We start from the raw sequence: 13,904 nt of genomic DNA on the forward strand, positions 1-13,904 counted from the left end.
CAAATTAATTAATGAAAAACAGAATTTATAATATATTATTCCACACGCATACTATTAGTGGTATTATTATTAGTGCAGCACTTTACGTGATATTTTTTGCGGGTTCGTTTTCGTTTTTTAGAGACGACATCGTGAATTGGGAACGGAACGATGCACCTCCTGTTTCAGATCATATTTTTTTAGACTACGACAAAACTCTAGACTCATTAAACAGCGCTCATAATTTAAACGGACGTGATGTTGAATTTACCAAATATTATATTGAAAACCGCGTAAGCGTTAACCTCTCACCTACCAAAGACACGCTTGCCGAAGACGACTTAAAAACCAATAAATTCTTTTACATTGATGCCGATAATTTAAAAGAACACACTTACGCCGACAGCTATTCTCTTGGCGAATTTTTATACCGACTACACTTTTTTGCTCAAATAAAATATCCGTTTGGTTATTATTTATCTGGCTTTGTAGCGTTTTTCTTTTTGTTTGCTATTGTTACAGGCGTACTCGTACATTGGAAAAAAATAGTATCGAACTTCTATACGTTTAGGCCACTGGCTAAATTAAAAACCATGTGGACCGATGCGCATACAGGTTTAGGAATGATTGGTTTGCCATTTCAATTTGTATATGCCGTTACTGGTGCTTTTTTTATGCTGAAAGCTTTACTAATTGCCCCAATGGTTTTAACCTTATACAATGGCGATGATGCTAAATTTTATGATGATTTAGGGTACAGCCATCCGCATTTTGAATATGCAAACAAACCGTTATCAACTTCATATAGCATTAACAGTTATATCGAAAAAACAAAAGCTGAATGGGAAAATTTCAATGTTACTCAAATTCATATTTTCAATTATAATGATGAAAATATGCATCTTTTAATTGAAGGCCATTTAGACTACCAAGATAAATTTAACGCAACGGGTGAAGCCCTGTACAACATAAAAAATAAAACATTAATAGAAAGTAAAAGTCCGTTTGAAACTAAAACCTATCTCGATGGTGTAAAAAATGTAATGTACAGAATACATTACGGTGATTACGGCGGTTATATTTTAAGACTTATTAGCTTTATACTTGGAATTATTTCGTGTTTTGTAATTATTTCTGGGGTTATGATTTGGCTTGTAGCTCGAAACAAAAAAAATATCCCAGAGAAAAAACGTAAATTCAACGAAATACTGGTTCGTATTTACTTAGCCATTTGTTTAAGTATGTATCCTATTACAGCAGCTTCGTTTATTGCTGTAAAAGTAGCTAAACCTGCAAGTATGAGTTTTATTTATAACTTCTACTTTATTGGTTGGTTAATCTTAACTTTATTATTCATTCTTAAAAAAGACAACTATTTTACTAACAAAATATGTTTATTATCTGGAAGTATTATTGGCTTACTTATTCCATTTGCAAACGGATTTATAACAGGCAATTGGTTCTGGAAAACTTATAGCAATGGCGATGTACAACTCTTTTTTATTGATGTATTTTGGATAGTATTAAGTTTAATTACGCTTTGGGTTAGCCTTAAAATAAAACGGAAAACCGTTTAAACAAACCACGCTTTCTTACTCGCTTTTAAATGTTTTGAAGCTTCTTTTAATATGGAAACAAACTCGTTATGATTAAAGGTTTCCAGACTATAAATTTGTAATGACCGAACCTGTTTTCTATTTGAATTGTTTTTTAAAACAGGAAACGCTTTTTCTAGCAAAATGCCTTGTACAAAAGCCACATCAACATAGGTTTTTCCTTTTAAAATATTAAGGTAAAGTAGTGGTTTTTTATCGATGCGATAAAACGGAATTTTGTAGCTATAATATTCTTCAGCTTCTGGTAATGTGCTTAAAATCGAATCTCTAACACAAAGCATTATGGATTGATACGGCTCTTTTTGATTTAAAAAATATTGCTCAACTGGCTTCATTTAAACTTAATTTCTTCCAAAAAGATAAGAAATTAGAATAAATGGGTTCTGGTGTTTCTGGAGATATTTCAAAATAACCTTGGTCAACAAAAAAATTAAAAACCAAACATTTATAGTCGTCACAACATTCTTCTATCTGATTCTGAATTAAAAATTTTGAAACTTTTTTCCTAAACGCATACTCCATATCGAGTTTGGTTTGCACATACACTTCGTCTAGCTTTGTTTGAGATTGCCAATTAATTTTCATTTTTAAGAGAGGAATTGATAACGATTGCAAAATAATTTATTTACATTAATTTAACAAATAATTAACATTGAAAACTAATTCTGAATTGGTAAATGAATTTACTTTGCATTTCAAAGTACTTTAAAATGGAATCAAAAGATTATTTAAAAGACATATCAGAAATCAAAAATTTAATGAATAAATCCTCTCGATTTATTTCATTAAGCGGTTTATCTGGAGTATTAGCAGGAATTTATGCCCTTGTTGGTGCAGCCATTGCCTATTTTTTAGTTAAAAATTCTGATCGCGGTTATTTAATTTTAGATGGTTACATTTTTAAACTATGCTTACTTATTCTCGCTTTAGTTGCCATTTTAAGTATTGCCACTGGAATTATTTTAACCACCAAAAAAGCGAAAAAACAAGGTGTAAAAATTTGGGATAACGCTTCAAAACGATTGGTTATAAACTTTTTAATTCCGTTATTATCTGGTGGTTTATATATTTTAATAGTATTATGCCAAGGTAAATACGGACAAACCGCTGCTTTGATGCTCATTTTTTATGGTTTAGCGCTCGTTAACGCTTCAAAATACAGCATTGGAGATATTAAATACTTAGGTATTATCGATATTATTTTAGGTTTAATAGCTGCTTCATGTCCTGGATATGGCTTTTGGTTATGGGTTATTGGTTTTGGCATTATGCATATTGTTTACGGCACATGGATGCATTTTAAGTATGATAGAAATTAGTGGCTAGTTTTTAGTACGGTAAATTTTAGTTTACCTAACTTGAAACATTAAACCTGAAACTTTGAATCAACAACATGAGCATCATTAATAATATAAATAAAGCATTCGATCACCGAATTAGATTAGGCATCATGTCTATTTTAATGGTTAACGAATATGCCGATTTTAAAATGCTTAAAGAATTACTCGATGTTACCGATGGCAATTTAGCAAGCCACACCAAAGCACTAGAGAAAGTTGAATATATAAAAGTAGAAAAGCAATTTATAGGTAGAAAACCAAATACCCGTTACGCGACAACAAAACTTGGCGAACAAGAATTTAAAAAACATATTAATGCCCTTGAAAAATTAATTAATAAACAATAAATCCTTTTTTTTAATCATTTACTTTGAAATTCAAAGTACTTTAATTTACTATTTATGGAAACACCTCAAAAAACAGCACCACCCAACCGATTTTCAAATTGGTTAAAAACATCTATCACCTCACGCATGGTCATGATTGGGTTTTTAACCTTAGTTTTATTAGTACCACTCACCTTTATTCAAAATTTAATACAGGAACGCTCTTTCCGACAGGATGAAGTCGTAAACGAGATAAACGAACAATGGGGCAACGAAGTACTTATTTACGGGCCTATATTAAAAGTGCCCTATAAAACCTATTCGGAAAAAATAGTGACCGACAAAAAAACTAAAAAGGTGTTTACCGAAACAAATGAAGTTATTAATTACGCTTATTTTTTTCCTGAAAGCCTCAATATAAAATCGAACATTAACCCCGAAACGAAACAACGTGGTATTTATAAAACCGCGGTTTACAATAGTAACATTGAACTTAACGGCAATTTTACAAAACTCGATTTTAGTGATATTGAAGTTTCGGAAAATGATATTCTTTGGGAAAAATCGAAAATAATTATTCAAACTTCAAATGTAAAAGGTGTTAATGAAGCGCATTTAACACTTAATAAAAACACCTACGATTTATCATCAAAATATAACAGTCAAACCAATTTAGCATACAACCAAGTTGCAATGCATACGCTAGAAACTAAAACATTTACTAAAAACCCGATAAATTTTAACGCCCCAACATCCTACACCATAAACTTCAATATAAAAGGCAGTAAACAAATTCGTTTTATTCCAACAGGAAAACAAACTGAAGCACATGTCACATCAAACTGGAAAACCGCTAATTTTATTGGGGAATTTCTACCTTATAATGGAGACAAAATAAGTGACGCCGGTTTTGATGCAAAATGGAAAATTCTTGATATAAATCGTCCGTTTTCGCAACAACATTTCAACAATTTACCAAATTTACAGGCGTTCGATTTTGGTGTTAATTTTATGATTCCTGTAGATGAATATCAAAAAAGCGAACGATCGGCTAAATACAGCTTTTTGGTTATTGGCTTAACCTTTTTGGTCTTTTTCTTAATTCAAACATTAAGTAAAATAAATATTCATCCGTTTCAGTATTTAATGATTGGGTTGGCCTTAACCATGTTTTACACACTTCTCATCTCCATTTCGGAACATAGTAACTTTTTTAAAGCCTATATAACTGCTGGTATTTCGGTAATCGTTTTAATTACGCTTTACTCCAAAACCATATTAAAAACCTTTAAGTTTCCCATATTTATTGGATTGTCCTTAACGGCACTTTACACCTTTATTTATGTAATTATTCAGTTAGAGAATTACGCATTACTAGTTGGCAGTATTGGTTTGTTTTTAATACTCACAACAGTCATGTTTGTATCTCGCAAAATAGATTGGAATAACGCATAAGTTTTATTAGTTAATTACCAAAACCTTGTTTCTAAACCCCAATACATGAAACAAGGTTTTACTAAAAACATAAAAACTAGGTTTTGACTGCGCTCAACCTGACAAAAGGCATAAACCTTTTTCAATTATATAAAACAACAGTAATGTTATAAAAAACACTCTTTAAAAATTTAAAAATCATGGAACAGATAAAAGAATTATCATTTAACAAATACAGCGCTTTAAGTATTTTATTTATTGCGCTATCGTCAAGCTTTTTTTTACTAGCCGTTAAAATGAAGCTTACACATGCCTATCATTATTTATTTTTAGTTTGGAACATCTTTCTAGCAGTCATTCCCTACGCCATTACCACATATTTAAAGCGCAACCCCAAACGTTATAAATTAAGTATGGTGTTATGGCTAGGTATTTGGCTGCTTTTTTTACCTAATGCGCCCTATATAGTCACCGATTTTGTGCATTTACAATACAACTACAGTCATTATTTTTGGCTCGATGCCCTTATTATTGCAGCCTTTGCTTTAAGCGGGTTATTATTATTTTATTTTTCGCTTTTAGATTTTAATAAAATCACTGCTAAATATCTTTCATATAAAACCAGTTTATATACTACTGTGACTATTTTGTTTGCATCGGCATTTGGGGTTTATTTAGGAAGATACTTTAGGTATAACTCTTGGGATATTGTAAGTAATCCAATAGATTTAATAGTTGATATTTTTCACCTTTTAACCAACCCAAAATCTATGACAAACCCTTGGTTATTCACCATTATTTTTGGATTATTTCTTTGCGGTGGATTTTGGATAATTAAAACATTAGAACAACAAAATTTGAAGCACTAACTAGTTCTTTCTGTTTTTCTCTTGAAGTTTTCTAACTATTGAAGCTGCCATATTACGAGGAATAATACGCGGTAATGTTGCTAAAAATTTATTAAACCCACCAGGAATAGCATAGGGTTTACCTTTTAACATGGCTTTATAACCATAAAGCGCGACCGATTGCGCACAACCCATGTTAAATTTTATTTTATTTTCTGAAGTGTTGGCAGAAACCGTTTCTTGAAACGCCGTTTTTGTTGGGCCTGGGCATAAAGCGGTTACCGTAACGCCTGTGCCTTTTAATTCGTTTGCTATAGCCTCAGAAAATGATAACATATAACCTTTTGAGGCATAGTAAATAGACATTAAAGGCCCTGGTTGAAAGGCAGCCAACGAAGACATATTTAATATTTTCCCCGAACCACGTTTTACCATACCATCTAGTGCTAATTTAGTTAAATGTGTTGCGGTAACAACGTGAACGTTTAGCATTTGAGACTCACGTTCCCAACTGGTGCTGGCAAAAGTACCGAATAAACCAAAACCCGCGTTATTTATTAAAACATCTAGAGGTTCGTTGTTTATGTCGTTCATAATCTCTTGAGCGACATTTACTTGACTCAAATCCTTTTGTAAGGTAACCACCTCAACATTATAGGACGCTTCTAGTTCGGTTTTTACTTGTATTAATTTTGAAGCATCAATATCAACTAAAAATAATTTGTAATTGTCTTTGGCTAACAAAACAGCCAATTCGTAACCTAAACCAGAGGCAGCACCTGTAACTAAAGCGGATTGTTTCATACCTCAAATAAAGTAATAATTATGGAAAATCACTCTTTTTCGTCTACAAAATCTTGTAAATAGCTAAATTTTGCGGTTAACTTACCCTTTTCGGTAATTTTGGCGCGTTTTAAAATACCGTCTTTATCTCCATTAAAAAACGCAGGAATAACGTGTTGTAAAAACATATCGCCAAAACCTTCGCTAGCATCTTGCGGTAATTCGCATGGTAAATTATCGACCGCCATAACTACAATGGCGTTTTCGTTTTTATAATCTATTTCCGATTCTGTCTGCGAATCGTAACCATAAATAGGATCTGCAATGGTTGATGCACGAAGCGTTGTTGCTACTGGTCCATCGACATCGCAGCTAATATCGGCGACCACTTTTATGTTAAAATCGGACGACTTAACATCAGCTCTGGTATATAAATATGGTGCGCCATCGCCGTAAAAATGACCGGCGATATAATAGTCGGTTACTTTTGCAAATCGCATAAAGTTAGATTGATAATCTTGTGGATTATTAAAAAAATCGATATTGTTAAGTACACGTCCGTCGCGGCGTTTATTATAATCGAGCACATCAATTTTGCAATACACAGGCTCGTTGAAGCTGTCGTTTAAATACTCCTTAACCGACACCGATTTTATACGCATAGCATCTAACATTTCTTGAGCTCCGTTTGCGACTTTACCACTTCCGGTTAGCAGTATTTTGATGTTAGGAAGTTCAATTTGGTTTAATTCGGCAATTAAAGCGGCTTGATTAGGCAACGGACCTGCTTTTGGTAACTGCCAAGTATTGTATTTTAAACCCCAAGCACGAAATCCGTTGTAAGCCCCAACAATGCCTGCAAATCTTCCGAAGCCTATAAGTCGGTTGCCTTTAGCATCGACAATGGTTTCATGGTCGTAAAGCTCAATATTTTTATCTAAAATGGCTTTTAATAATTTACGGTTGTAAGGTTGCTTTTTTATGGTATGCGAAAAGAAGAAATATTTTTTATTAGGAATTAATGCCGAAATAGGCACTTCTTTTACGCCAATAAAAACATCGGCATCTGATACGTCATTAACAACTTCAATACCTGCTTGTCGATACGCCTCGTCTGAAAACACACGAATATTTGAAGCTTCTACAACAAATTGGGCTTCTGGAAATTGCCTTTTAGCCTCAACTAATTTTTCTGGTGAGAAAACCACACGACGATCGGGTGGTGTTTTACGTTCTGTGATTATTGCGAATTTCATAGATTTTATGCGCCCAAAAGTGGCAGATGTTTTATTTTATGATAGGTTAATGCAAGAGTTATGCAATGCTTAAGTTCGGTTACAGGAATCGTTTCATTTAGATTAAAAATGATAGCTCTATTGCCTTCGAATTTAAAAACGCCTTTGTAAATTATTTTAAAAGTAGAAACGAGTTGCGAGGTGCATTGAAAATACATAGCGTATTGGTTGGGTGCTTTTGGTTTCCAATCGATTCGCAACGTACTTCCGTGTTTTGTAACATAACTGGGTTCATTCCATTTTAGGGTTTCTTCTAGTTTTTCCAAGCCTTCAACGTTGTCTGCGGTATTTAAAACCAAAGCTCGCAATGCATCCATTTTGAGTTTTACTTGTGGTGGATAATTATTAAATATTTCGGTTACTTTTGGATGACTGACAATTTGCATAGCACAATACAATGGAATACTTTTTGTTGTAATTTAAGTGTATTAAAACAGATTTACAAACTTTTTAATATCTTTGCCGCCCGCGTTAAGGATTGAGGTATTGTTGGAGCTCCTCGCAGAGAGCGACTACCGAAAGCCTGACGCACTTTTGCCATTAAAAGCAAAAGTGGGTAACGCACACTGTTTAAAAATACGCTTCGACTTCGCTCAGTGTGACAGTTGAAGTGACATAAAAACTTTTAATTGATGAGCTCCCGAAACAAGTTCGGGATTAATTCAATAACGTAAATTAAAATTTACTATTTCATTAAGGGGTCGACTGGTTTTGACAGCGAGATTAATTGAACGGTAAGCACGTGGTGTAATGGTTTTGAAACACCTAAAAGGCTAGACCAAACTTTAAACGGCGAGAATAACTACGCTTTAGCTGCTTAATAACTGAATTATAGTAAGTTCAAGCCCCGGCACACAAGGTGTGCAAGCTAAATGTCTCTAGAAAGCCCTGGTTAATGGCGTTCTTTTTTGAGGCATCGTAAAGATTAACTAAGATTAGGTAGCGCTTTGATGCCTTTTCGAGATTTAAAAGCTAAGTTGTAAGTGGGTTGTCTTTAACCAGCTTGCAATCGAAAAAATAAGAAAAGAATAAACGTGTAGAAAGCCCTTTGGTTACTTGTTTGGACGAGAGTTCGATTCTCTCCGACTCCACAAAAAAACGCTCTAAATTATTTTAGAGCGTTTTTTGTTATAAATGCCGTAAAAAAGATTCTGGATTGTTTAAAAACATTTTTGTTATGGAATAATGATCAGTGCATTCTAAATCCGTTTTAACCATACTTTGATTGGTCACCTCGTAAACAATTCTTGTCCAAAATCTCGCCTAACACGATGTAATTGAAAATTTGCACTATCTTTCATTTGTTGGACAATATGTTGAGGCACCTCTTCTCCTAAATTAAATTGATTTTGTAAATTAATATTGTTTCGGTGTACACTATTTAAATAACCGCCAAAATATTCTGCTCAAAAAAAGAAACCTACCGATCGCTCTATATTCCATTGCAACTTCAGATATTAAACTAACTGCTTCGCAGCCTCAAAGCATTTTTTAGAATAACTTGTACCATCCATATGCGGTAGTTGTAGACGATACGCTAAAGTCTGAAGCAAACTAGACTTACCTGTTCCATTTTCACCAATTATAAAAGTAATTTTGTTGGATAAATCAATATGCTTCCCAAATTTTATCGCTGGCACATCGTAAGGATAAGGCTGTGTTCTATTTATATTTAAATTTATTGATGAAAGATATGGCATGATTAAAAATTTTCAACACTAAATTTAAATGGATTATTTCAAATTTCACACTAAAACTTGCTGTATACAAGTATTACCCGCGCCTATCAATAACCAAAATAGGTTTCCTGCTCATTTTCGGGAAGCGGAGTTTTTCAATCGTTTCTTTTGGATGAAGCTCTATATTTGGCGTTACCCGAAGTTTGGCTCTAAAATGATCTTTTATAGCGTTTAAAAAATCTTTGGAATTGTTTGTCGTCGCTATTTTTAAGCAAATTTCGTCGGTACCAATACTATTATGGCTAATCTCGATAACATAACTTTCCACCTCGGCAAAATCGTTTAGAATATTATCCATAGCCGGCGGATATAACGTGGTGCCTTTATATTTTATCATTTGCTTTTTACGACCAACCACAGGTCCAAGTCGTAAGGTAGTTCGACCACAAGGGCAAGCTTCGGTGTGGGCTTTTACCATATCACCAGTTTTAAAACGCAATAGCGGCATGCCTTCAACCCCTAAAGTTGTAATTGTTAATTCACCTACTTCGTCTTTTGGTACAGGTTGGTTATTTTCATCTAAAATTTCAGTAATTATTAATTCTGGATGCTGATGCCCTCCTTGATTGTGTTCGCACTCGGTAAAGGCTGTATTCATTTCGGTAGAAGCATAAGTTGAATACAAATTAATATCCCATTTTGCGGTAATTTTTTCGGCTAAGGTGTTTAATGTAAAATCTTGATTTCTTAAAGATTCACCAATACAAATTGCGCCTTTTACACCAGATTTATTAACATCGATACCATGCGATTCGGCATATTCAATAAGTTTTAGCAAAAACGATGGCACCACAATTAAATAAGTAGGATTAAATTTTAAAATAGAATCCCATTGCAATTCTGGCACGCCAGCACCAACACGAATTATGGTGGCTCCTAATTTTCTAACACCTAAAAAATAGGCTAAACCTGCCATAAATCGGCGGTCTATGGTTGTCATAAGTTGCACCACATCGCCTTCTTTCACGCCTGCGCAAGCAAATGAAATAGCCTCGTTATATGCTAAACGATCTAAATCTTTATCGGTTAAACCAAAAATTACAGGATCGCCTAAAGTTCCCGAAGTCGTCACATAATCGCGAATTTTATGCTTAGGCACGCATAAAAAATCGTCGTTGTTTTTTTGTAAATCATCCTTTGTGGTAAAGGGAATTAGGCTTAAGTCTTCAAGAGTTTTTATAGTTGAAACATCAATATTATTTTCTGAAAAAACGCGTTGATAATACGCTGAATTTTCACTTAAATACGCTAATAATGATGCTAATTTTTCTTCTTGAAAAACTTTTATGTCTTGCAAAGATGCTTTCTCTATGTCGGGAATCATTTACAACTTCCTTTTTATTTTTTTAATATATGCTTTTAAATTTTCACGATCTGGCACCGTAGTTACTTCTTTGGTTAAAGCTGCTTCAAAATTAAGCAATGCCGCGGTATAATATTTCTTTTCGTAAAAATACTTTCCTACCAAATAATAGGCTTCCCAAAAATTAGGATTTAATTGTTTAAAAGCTTCTAATTTGTTGGTATTAATGTGTGTGTTATTTGAAATAGCTTCGGATAGCTTTCTACTTTCAACACGATAATTTTCATAATTTTTATAAGCTTCAGAATACAAAAACGGATCGGTTTCTATATTCAATGCTGAAGTTTGATTCGATTTAAAATCACCTTCCGCTTTTGCGAAAACATCATTTAAATTATAAGCCACAAATTCGCCTAAATTATATGGGTTTGAAGACACCCAAACCAAACCTTGCTCAGGTTTAAAAACCACACCATGATGCGCCAACAACTGATTTAAAGCTTTTTCGTTACCATAACCTAAGGCCAAATCGTGCAATCCTTCACGATTGCGCAACATAGCCACTGCTTTTTGTGGCGTTATTTTTTCTTCTTCATTTATAAGTTCTTGCAAGCGCTCGTAACGGTATTGTGAATGGCTATTGTGAATATGTTCTGCATTGCGATCATCGGTTTTATAAGCATCACTTTGAAAATGATTGGTACAAATTAACTGATTGGCATTAGGCACTTGATACACCCCAAAGTTTTTAGGCGACACCTCGATAGTTACTGCATTTTTATCGGCGGCGCTTCCTATAAATATAGATTCGGACACAAAAACTTGTCGTTTTTTAGCAATCGCCACAGCTTCTTCTATATTTGATGCATATTGCAAAATTTCTCGTGTTAAAATGGAAATAGGCGTTTTGGCCACTAACGGAATTTTAGACTTACCAGCATTTATAGTAACAGTTAAACCTTTTTCGTTCATCCCAGAAACCACTCCAATCATTCCTGGCCAAGTTACCGACATAAAATTGTAACCACTTTCGGGTTTTACAAAGGCTATTATTTTTTGTTTGGCAAAATCGTCGCCCGCATAAAAATCTAAATTCCGACCAATTAGCATGCTACCATCGCTTGTTTTATCGCCCCAAACGGCAAACGATGAACAACCAACCAAGGCCAAGTCTTGAAAGGCATGACCAATGTCGTGCGCACCGTGTAAATAAAGAATGCGCAAATAATCATCGGCAATATAATCGTAATCATCGCCAGCATATTGGGCTAAACCGTAAATTTCGGTTTTAAATTCTTCTGGAATGTGTAAATACATTTTGCGATTATACCACGCCATAAGTTTACGTAGTAACTTCTGCTTAAATTTTGATGGCACCATGGTTTCCACCTTTCCTAAAAAATAAGCTTCCTGTTTGGCAAATAATTCTTGTGTTAAACGCCCCGTTTTTAAACCCAATTGCAACGGATTGCCACTAACCAACAATTCCCATTGCCCTTGCTTATTTTTGGTAAGAAAGTTATTGTTTAAAGCAAATGTAGAATCGTTTATTGTTGTTCTCTCTGGTATTTCTGAAGAAAACTGAGTAACATCTGGTATATCGTGCAAGGATTTTTTAACACCACAAGACACCAGCATTAAAACAGCCAAAGTGCAAAACAATTTATGTACCGACTTAAAAATCAGTTTCATGCCAAAACTACTTTATGGTTTCCGATACTTTGGTTTCCTTATTAATTTTATCTACCAGATAATCCATTCCTAAAATCTCAGAACAGGTTATTACGCCACCAATAGTAACCCCTAAAATACCATGCATATTTAAACTTTGTCCTGTAAAATATAGATTTTTCACCTTAGTTTTTGGGGATACAATAGATTGTAACGGCTTGTTCACATCCTTTACATAACCGTACATGGACCCGTTGTGACTACCAATATAATCGCGATACGATAGCGGTGTAGATGTATAGTATGATTCAATACAATCGCGAATATTAGGAAACTTTTTCTCTAATTCATCAATTAATTTTTCGGCTTTTGCTTTTTTAAAAGCTTCGTAACTTTCACCTCTTTCGTTTTTCTCTTTAACGGTATTAAACGTATCGCTCCAACCTTCAACTTCATCCCAACGCATGTAAGTCATCACCGTTAAACATTCGGCAAAATCGGAGGTGTTTTGGCCCACTCCAAACGATACCATATAACCTTCTGGCCATGTTTCTTGAGTATAATCTTGCGAATCCCACATTTTTTCTACGTCGCGAAAATGATAGAAATTATGATTATAATATTTAAATGAATTTTCTTTAAAAACCACATATAAACTAAACGGTGCTATGGTATTTTCAATAGTGTTAATACGGTTTACATAGGCTTTTTTTAAAGGGCTATCTTCCCCTAACATTTGCAAGGTTAATTTAGGCTCGATATTAGATATAAACTTATCGCCTCGAATTACTTTTCCATCGGCACAAACCACCTGAGTTACTTTCCCATTTTCTGAACTAAACTCGGTAACCTTTTGGTTTTTATAAGCTTCACCTCCATGCTTTTTTAATTGCTTAATAAGTTGTTTTGTTATTTGGCTTCCACCATTAACACAACGATAAGCACTTTCTATATACGAGTTAACCGAAAGCGCATGCACATACAACGGCGTGTCTTCTTTATAACCAGCATACAAATAATTTGTTCCTGCCAAAACCCCTTTTAACTTGCTATTATTGGTTAAAGAATCAATAAATCCTTTTGCCGATTCTTGAAAAATTTCAATATCGTAAGGGTTGCCTTTTTTTACCGAATACAGCGGAAACTTTTGGCAAACTTCAATCATTTTATTGCAATAGGTTACAATAGCGTCCTTTTCGCTGGGAAACTTTTCAATAAGTTTTTCTCTAAAGTTATCATAACCTTGAGCGTATGGAAATTCGCCTTCATAATTATCGAAAGTCACGACATCAAAACCATCAACATCTAAACGTTTTAGCTTTAAATGATCCATAATCCCGATATAGGAAAAATAAGTGTGTAGATTTTGACCTTCATCTAACCCGCCAATATAATGTACGCCCGTATCGAAAATGGTTTTATCTCTTACAAAAGTTTGTAAGTTACCCCCGTATTGTTGGTTTTTTTCTAAAACACATACGCTATAGCCTTCTTTTGCTAAAATTATGGCACTCACAAGACCTCCAAGTCCGCTTCCTACAATAACAACGTCGTAGTGCTCCTTCATTAA

Annotated in this window: 14 protein-coding genes and 1 other RNA gene; 6 read left to right on the forward strand and 9 right to left on the reverse strand. The window is 34.0% G+C overall.

The window, feature by feature from the left end; translation table 11 throughout:
- The first annotated feature begins 11 nt into the window (after positions 1–11).
- Positions 12–1,556 (forward strand): PepSY-associated TM helix domain-containing protein, encoded by a 1,545-nt coding sequence (locus tag PK35_RS11710; protein ID WP_044626742.1) that lies wholly within the window; start codon positions 12–14, stop codon positions 1,554–1,556.
- Here the strand turns inward: PK35_RS11710 and PK35_RS11715 are convergent.
- Entirely contained in the window at positions 1,553–1,930 is a 378-nt protein-coding gene (locus tag PK35_RS11715) for a DUF1801 domain-containing protein (protein ID WP_044626743.1), read from the reverse strand. The genes PK35_RS11710 and PK35_RS11715 overlap by 4 nt on opposite strands.
- The gene (locus PK35_RS11720) at positions 1,917–2,180 is read right to left on the reverse strand and encodes a hypothetical protein (protein WP_044626744.1); all 264 of its coding nucleotides are present in this window, start codon (positions 2,178–2,180) and stop codon (positions 1,917–1,919) included. Before PK35_RS11720 ends, PK35_RS11715 begins: the two co-directional genes overlap by 14 nt.
- Before the next feature lie 125 nt (positions 2,181–2,305).
- Between PK35_RS11720 and PK35_RS11725 the strand changes: the two genes are divergently transcribed.
- From PK35_RS11725 to PK35_RS11740, 4 genes are all read left to right on the forward strand, one after another.
- Entirely contained in the window at positions 2,306–2,914 is a 609-nt protein-coding gene (locus PK35_RS11725; protein ID WP_044626745.1) for a hypothetical protein, read from the forward strand.
- Between the two features lie 74 nt (positions 2,915–2,988).
- Positions 2,989–3,282, forward strand: coding sequence for a winged helix-turn-helix domain-containing protein (locus tag PK35_RS11730; RefSeq protein WP_044626746.1), 294 nt, complete (start codon positions 2,989–2,991; stop codon positions 3,280–3,282).
- 54 nt (positions 3,283–3,336) lie between these two features.
- Positions 3,337–4,716, forward strand: a complete 1,380-nt coding sequence (creD, locus tag PK35_RS11735; RefSeq protein ID WP_044626747.1) for a cell envelope integrity protein CreD — start codon at positions 3,337–3,339, stop codon at positions 4,714–4,716.
- 179 nt (positions 4,717–4,895) lie between these two features.
- Complete coding sequence (locus PK35_RS11740) at positions 4,896–5,564, forward strand: DUF1361 domain-containing protein (RefSeq protein ID WP_044626748.1); 669 nt, start codon at positions 4,896–4,898, stop codon at positions 5,562–5,564.
- Here the strand turns inward: PK35_RS11740 and PK35_RS11745 are convergent, their stop codons facing one another.
- Genes PK35_RS11745 through PK35_RS11755 form a run of 3 tightly spaced genes read right to left on the reverse strand, consistent with a single transcriptional unit; the run spans position 5,565 to position 8,007 of the window.
- Complete coding sequence (locus PK35_RS11745) at positions 5,565–6,347, reverse strand: SDR family NAD(P)-dependent oxidoreductase (protein WP_044626749.1); 783 nt, start codon at positions 6,345–6,347, stop codon at positions 5,565–5,567.
- 29 nt (positions 6,348–6,376) lie between these two features.
- On the reverse strand, positions 6,377–7,582 hold the full coding sequence (locus PK35_RS11750) for an NAD(P)-dependent oxidoreductase (RefSeq protein WP_044626750.1): 1,206 nt from the start codon (positions 7,580–7,582) through the stop codon (positions 6,377–6,379).
- Positions 7,583–7,587: 5 nt separating this feature from the next.
- Positions 7,588–8,007: a DUF1801 domain-containing protein gene (locus tag PK35_RS11755; RefSeq protein WP_044626751.1), complete on the reverse strand. Its 420-nt coding sequence runs from the start codon at positions 8,005–8,007 to the stop codon at positions 7,588–7,590.
- Between the two features lie 311 nt (positions 8,008–8,318).
- Here PK35_RS11755 and ssrA point away from each other — a divergent pair.
- Positions 8,319–8,715, forward strand: a transfer-messenger RNA (tmRNA) gene (gene ssrA, locus PK35_RS17430).
- Positions 8,716–9,078: 363 nt separating this feature from the next.
- Here the strand turns inward: ssrA and PK35_RS11760 are convergent.
- The 4 genes from PK35_RS11760 to PK35_RS11775 all read right to left on the reverse strand — a co-directional run bounded on the left by PK35_RS11760 (position 9,079) and on the right by PK35_RS11775 (position 13,901).
- Positions 9,079–9,321, reverse strand: coding sequence for an AAA family ATPase (locus tag PK35_RS11760; RefSeq protein ID WP_052825981.1), 243 nt, complete (start codon positions 9,319–9,321; stop codon positions 9,079–9,081).
- Positions 9,322–9,394: 73 nt separating this feature from the next.
- Complete coding sequence (flxY, locus tag PK35_RS11765) at positions 9,395–10,684, reverse strand: flexirubin biosynthesis putative acyl-CoA ligase FlxY (RefSeq protein ID WP_044626752.1); 1,290 nt, start codon at positions 10,682–10,684, stop codon at positions 9,395–9,397.
- Complete coding sequence (locus PK35_RS11770) at positions 10,685–12,355, reverse strand: acyl-CoA--6-aminopenicillanic acid acyl-transferase (RefSeq protein WP_044626753.1); 1,671 nt, start codon at positions 12,353–12,355, stop codon at positions 10,685–10,687.
- A gap of 7 nt (positions 12,356–12,362) precedes the next feature.
- Positions 12,363–13,901, reverse strand: a complete 1,539-nt coding sequence (locus PK35_RS11775; protein WP_044626754.1) for a phytoene desaturase family protein — start codon at positions 13,899–13,901, stop codon at positions 12,363–12,365.
- Positions 13,902–13,904 lie beyond the last annotated feature (3 nt).

The sequence above is a fragment of the Neotamlana nanhaiensis genome (genome assembly GCF_000943555.1).
GTDB lineage: Bacteria > Bacteroidota > Bacteroidia > Flavobacteriales > Flavobacteriaceae > Neotamlana > Neotamlana nanhaiensis.

Coding starts and splice junctions, on each gene's coding strand:
- PK35_RS11715 (WP_044626743.1), bottom strand. CDS start 1,930: ATGAAGCCAGTTGAGCAATATTTTTTAAATCAAAAAGAGCCGTATCAA.
- PK35_RS11720 (WP_044626744.1), bottom strand. CDS start 2,180: ATGAAAATTAATTGGCAATCTCAAACAAAGCTAGACGAAGTGTATGTG.
- PK35_RS11775 (WP_044626754.1), bottom strand. CDS start 13,901: ATGAAGGAGCACTACGACGTTGTTATTGTAGGAAGCGGACTTGGAGGT.
- PK35_RS11770 (WP_044626753.1), bottom strand. CDS start 12,355: ATGAAACTGATTTTTAAGTCGGTACATAAATTGTTTTGCACTTTGGCT.
- PK35_RS11750 (WP_044626750.1), bottom strand. CDS start 7,582: ATGAAATTCGCAATAATCACAGAACGTAAAACACCACCCGATCGTCGT.
- PK35_RS11745 (WP_044626749.1), bottom strand. CDS start 6,347: ATGAAACAATCCGCTTTAGTTACAGGTGCTGCCTCTGGTTTAGGTTAC.
- PK35_RS11760 (WP_052825981.1), bottom strand. CDS start 9,321: ATGCCATATCTTTCATCAATAAATTTAAATATAAATAGAACACAGCCT.
- PK35_RS11730 (WP_044626746.1), top strand. CDS start 2,989: ATGAGCATCATTAATAATATAAATAAAGCATTCGATCACCGAATTAGA.
- PK35_RS11710 (WP_044626742.1), top strand. CDS start 12: ATGAAAAACAGAATTTATAATATATTATTCCACACGCATACTATTAGT.
- PK35_RS11755 (WP_044626751.1), bottom strand. CDS start 8,007: ATGCAAATTGTCAGTCATCCAAAAGTAACCGAAATATTTAATAATTAT.
- flxY (WP_044626752.1), bottom strand. CDS start 10,684: ATGATTCCCGACATAGAGAAAGCATCTTTGCAAGACATAAAAGTTTTT.
- PK35_RS11740 (WP_044626748.1), top strand. CDS start 4,896: ATGGAACAGATAAAAGAATTATCATTTAACAAATACAGCGCTTTAAGT.
- creD (WP_044626747.1), top strand. CDS start 3,337: ATGGAAACACCTCAAAAAACAGCACCACCCAACCGATTTTCAAATTGG.
- PK35_RS11725 (WP_044626745.1), top strand. CDS start 2,306: ATGGAATCAAAAGATTATTTAAAAGACATATCAGAAATCAAAAATTTA.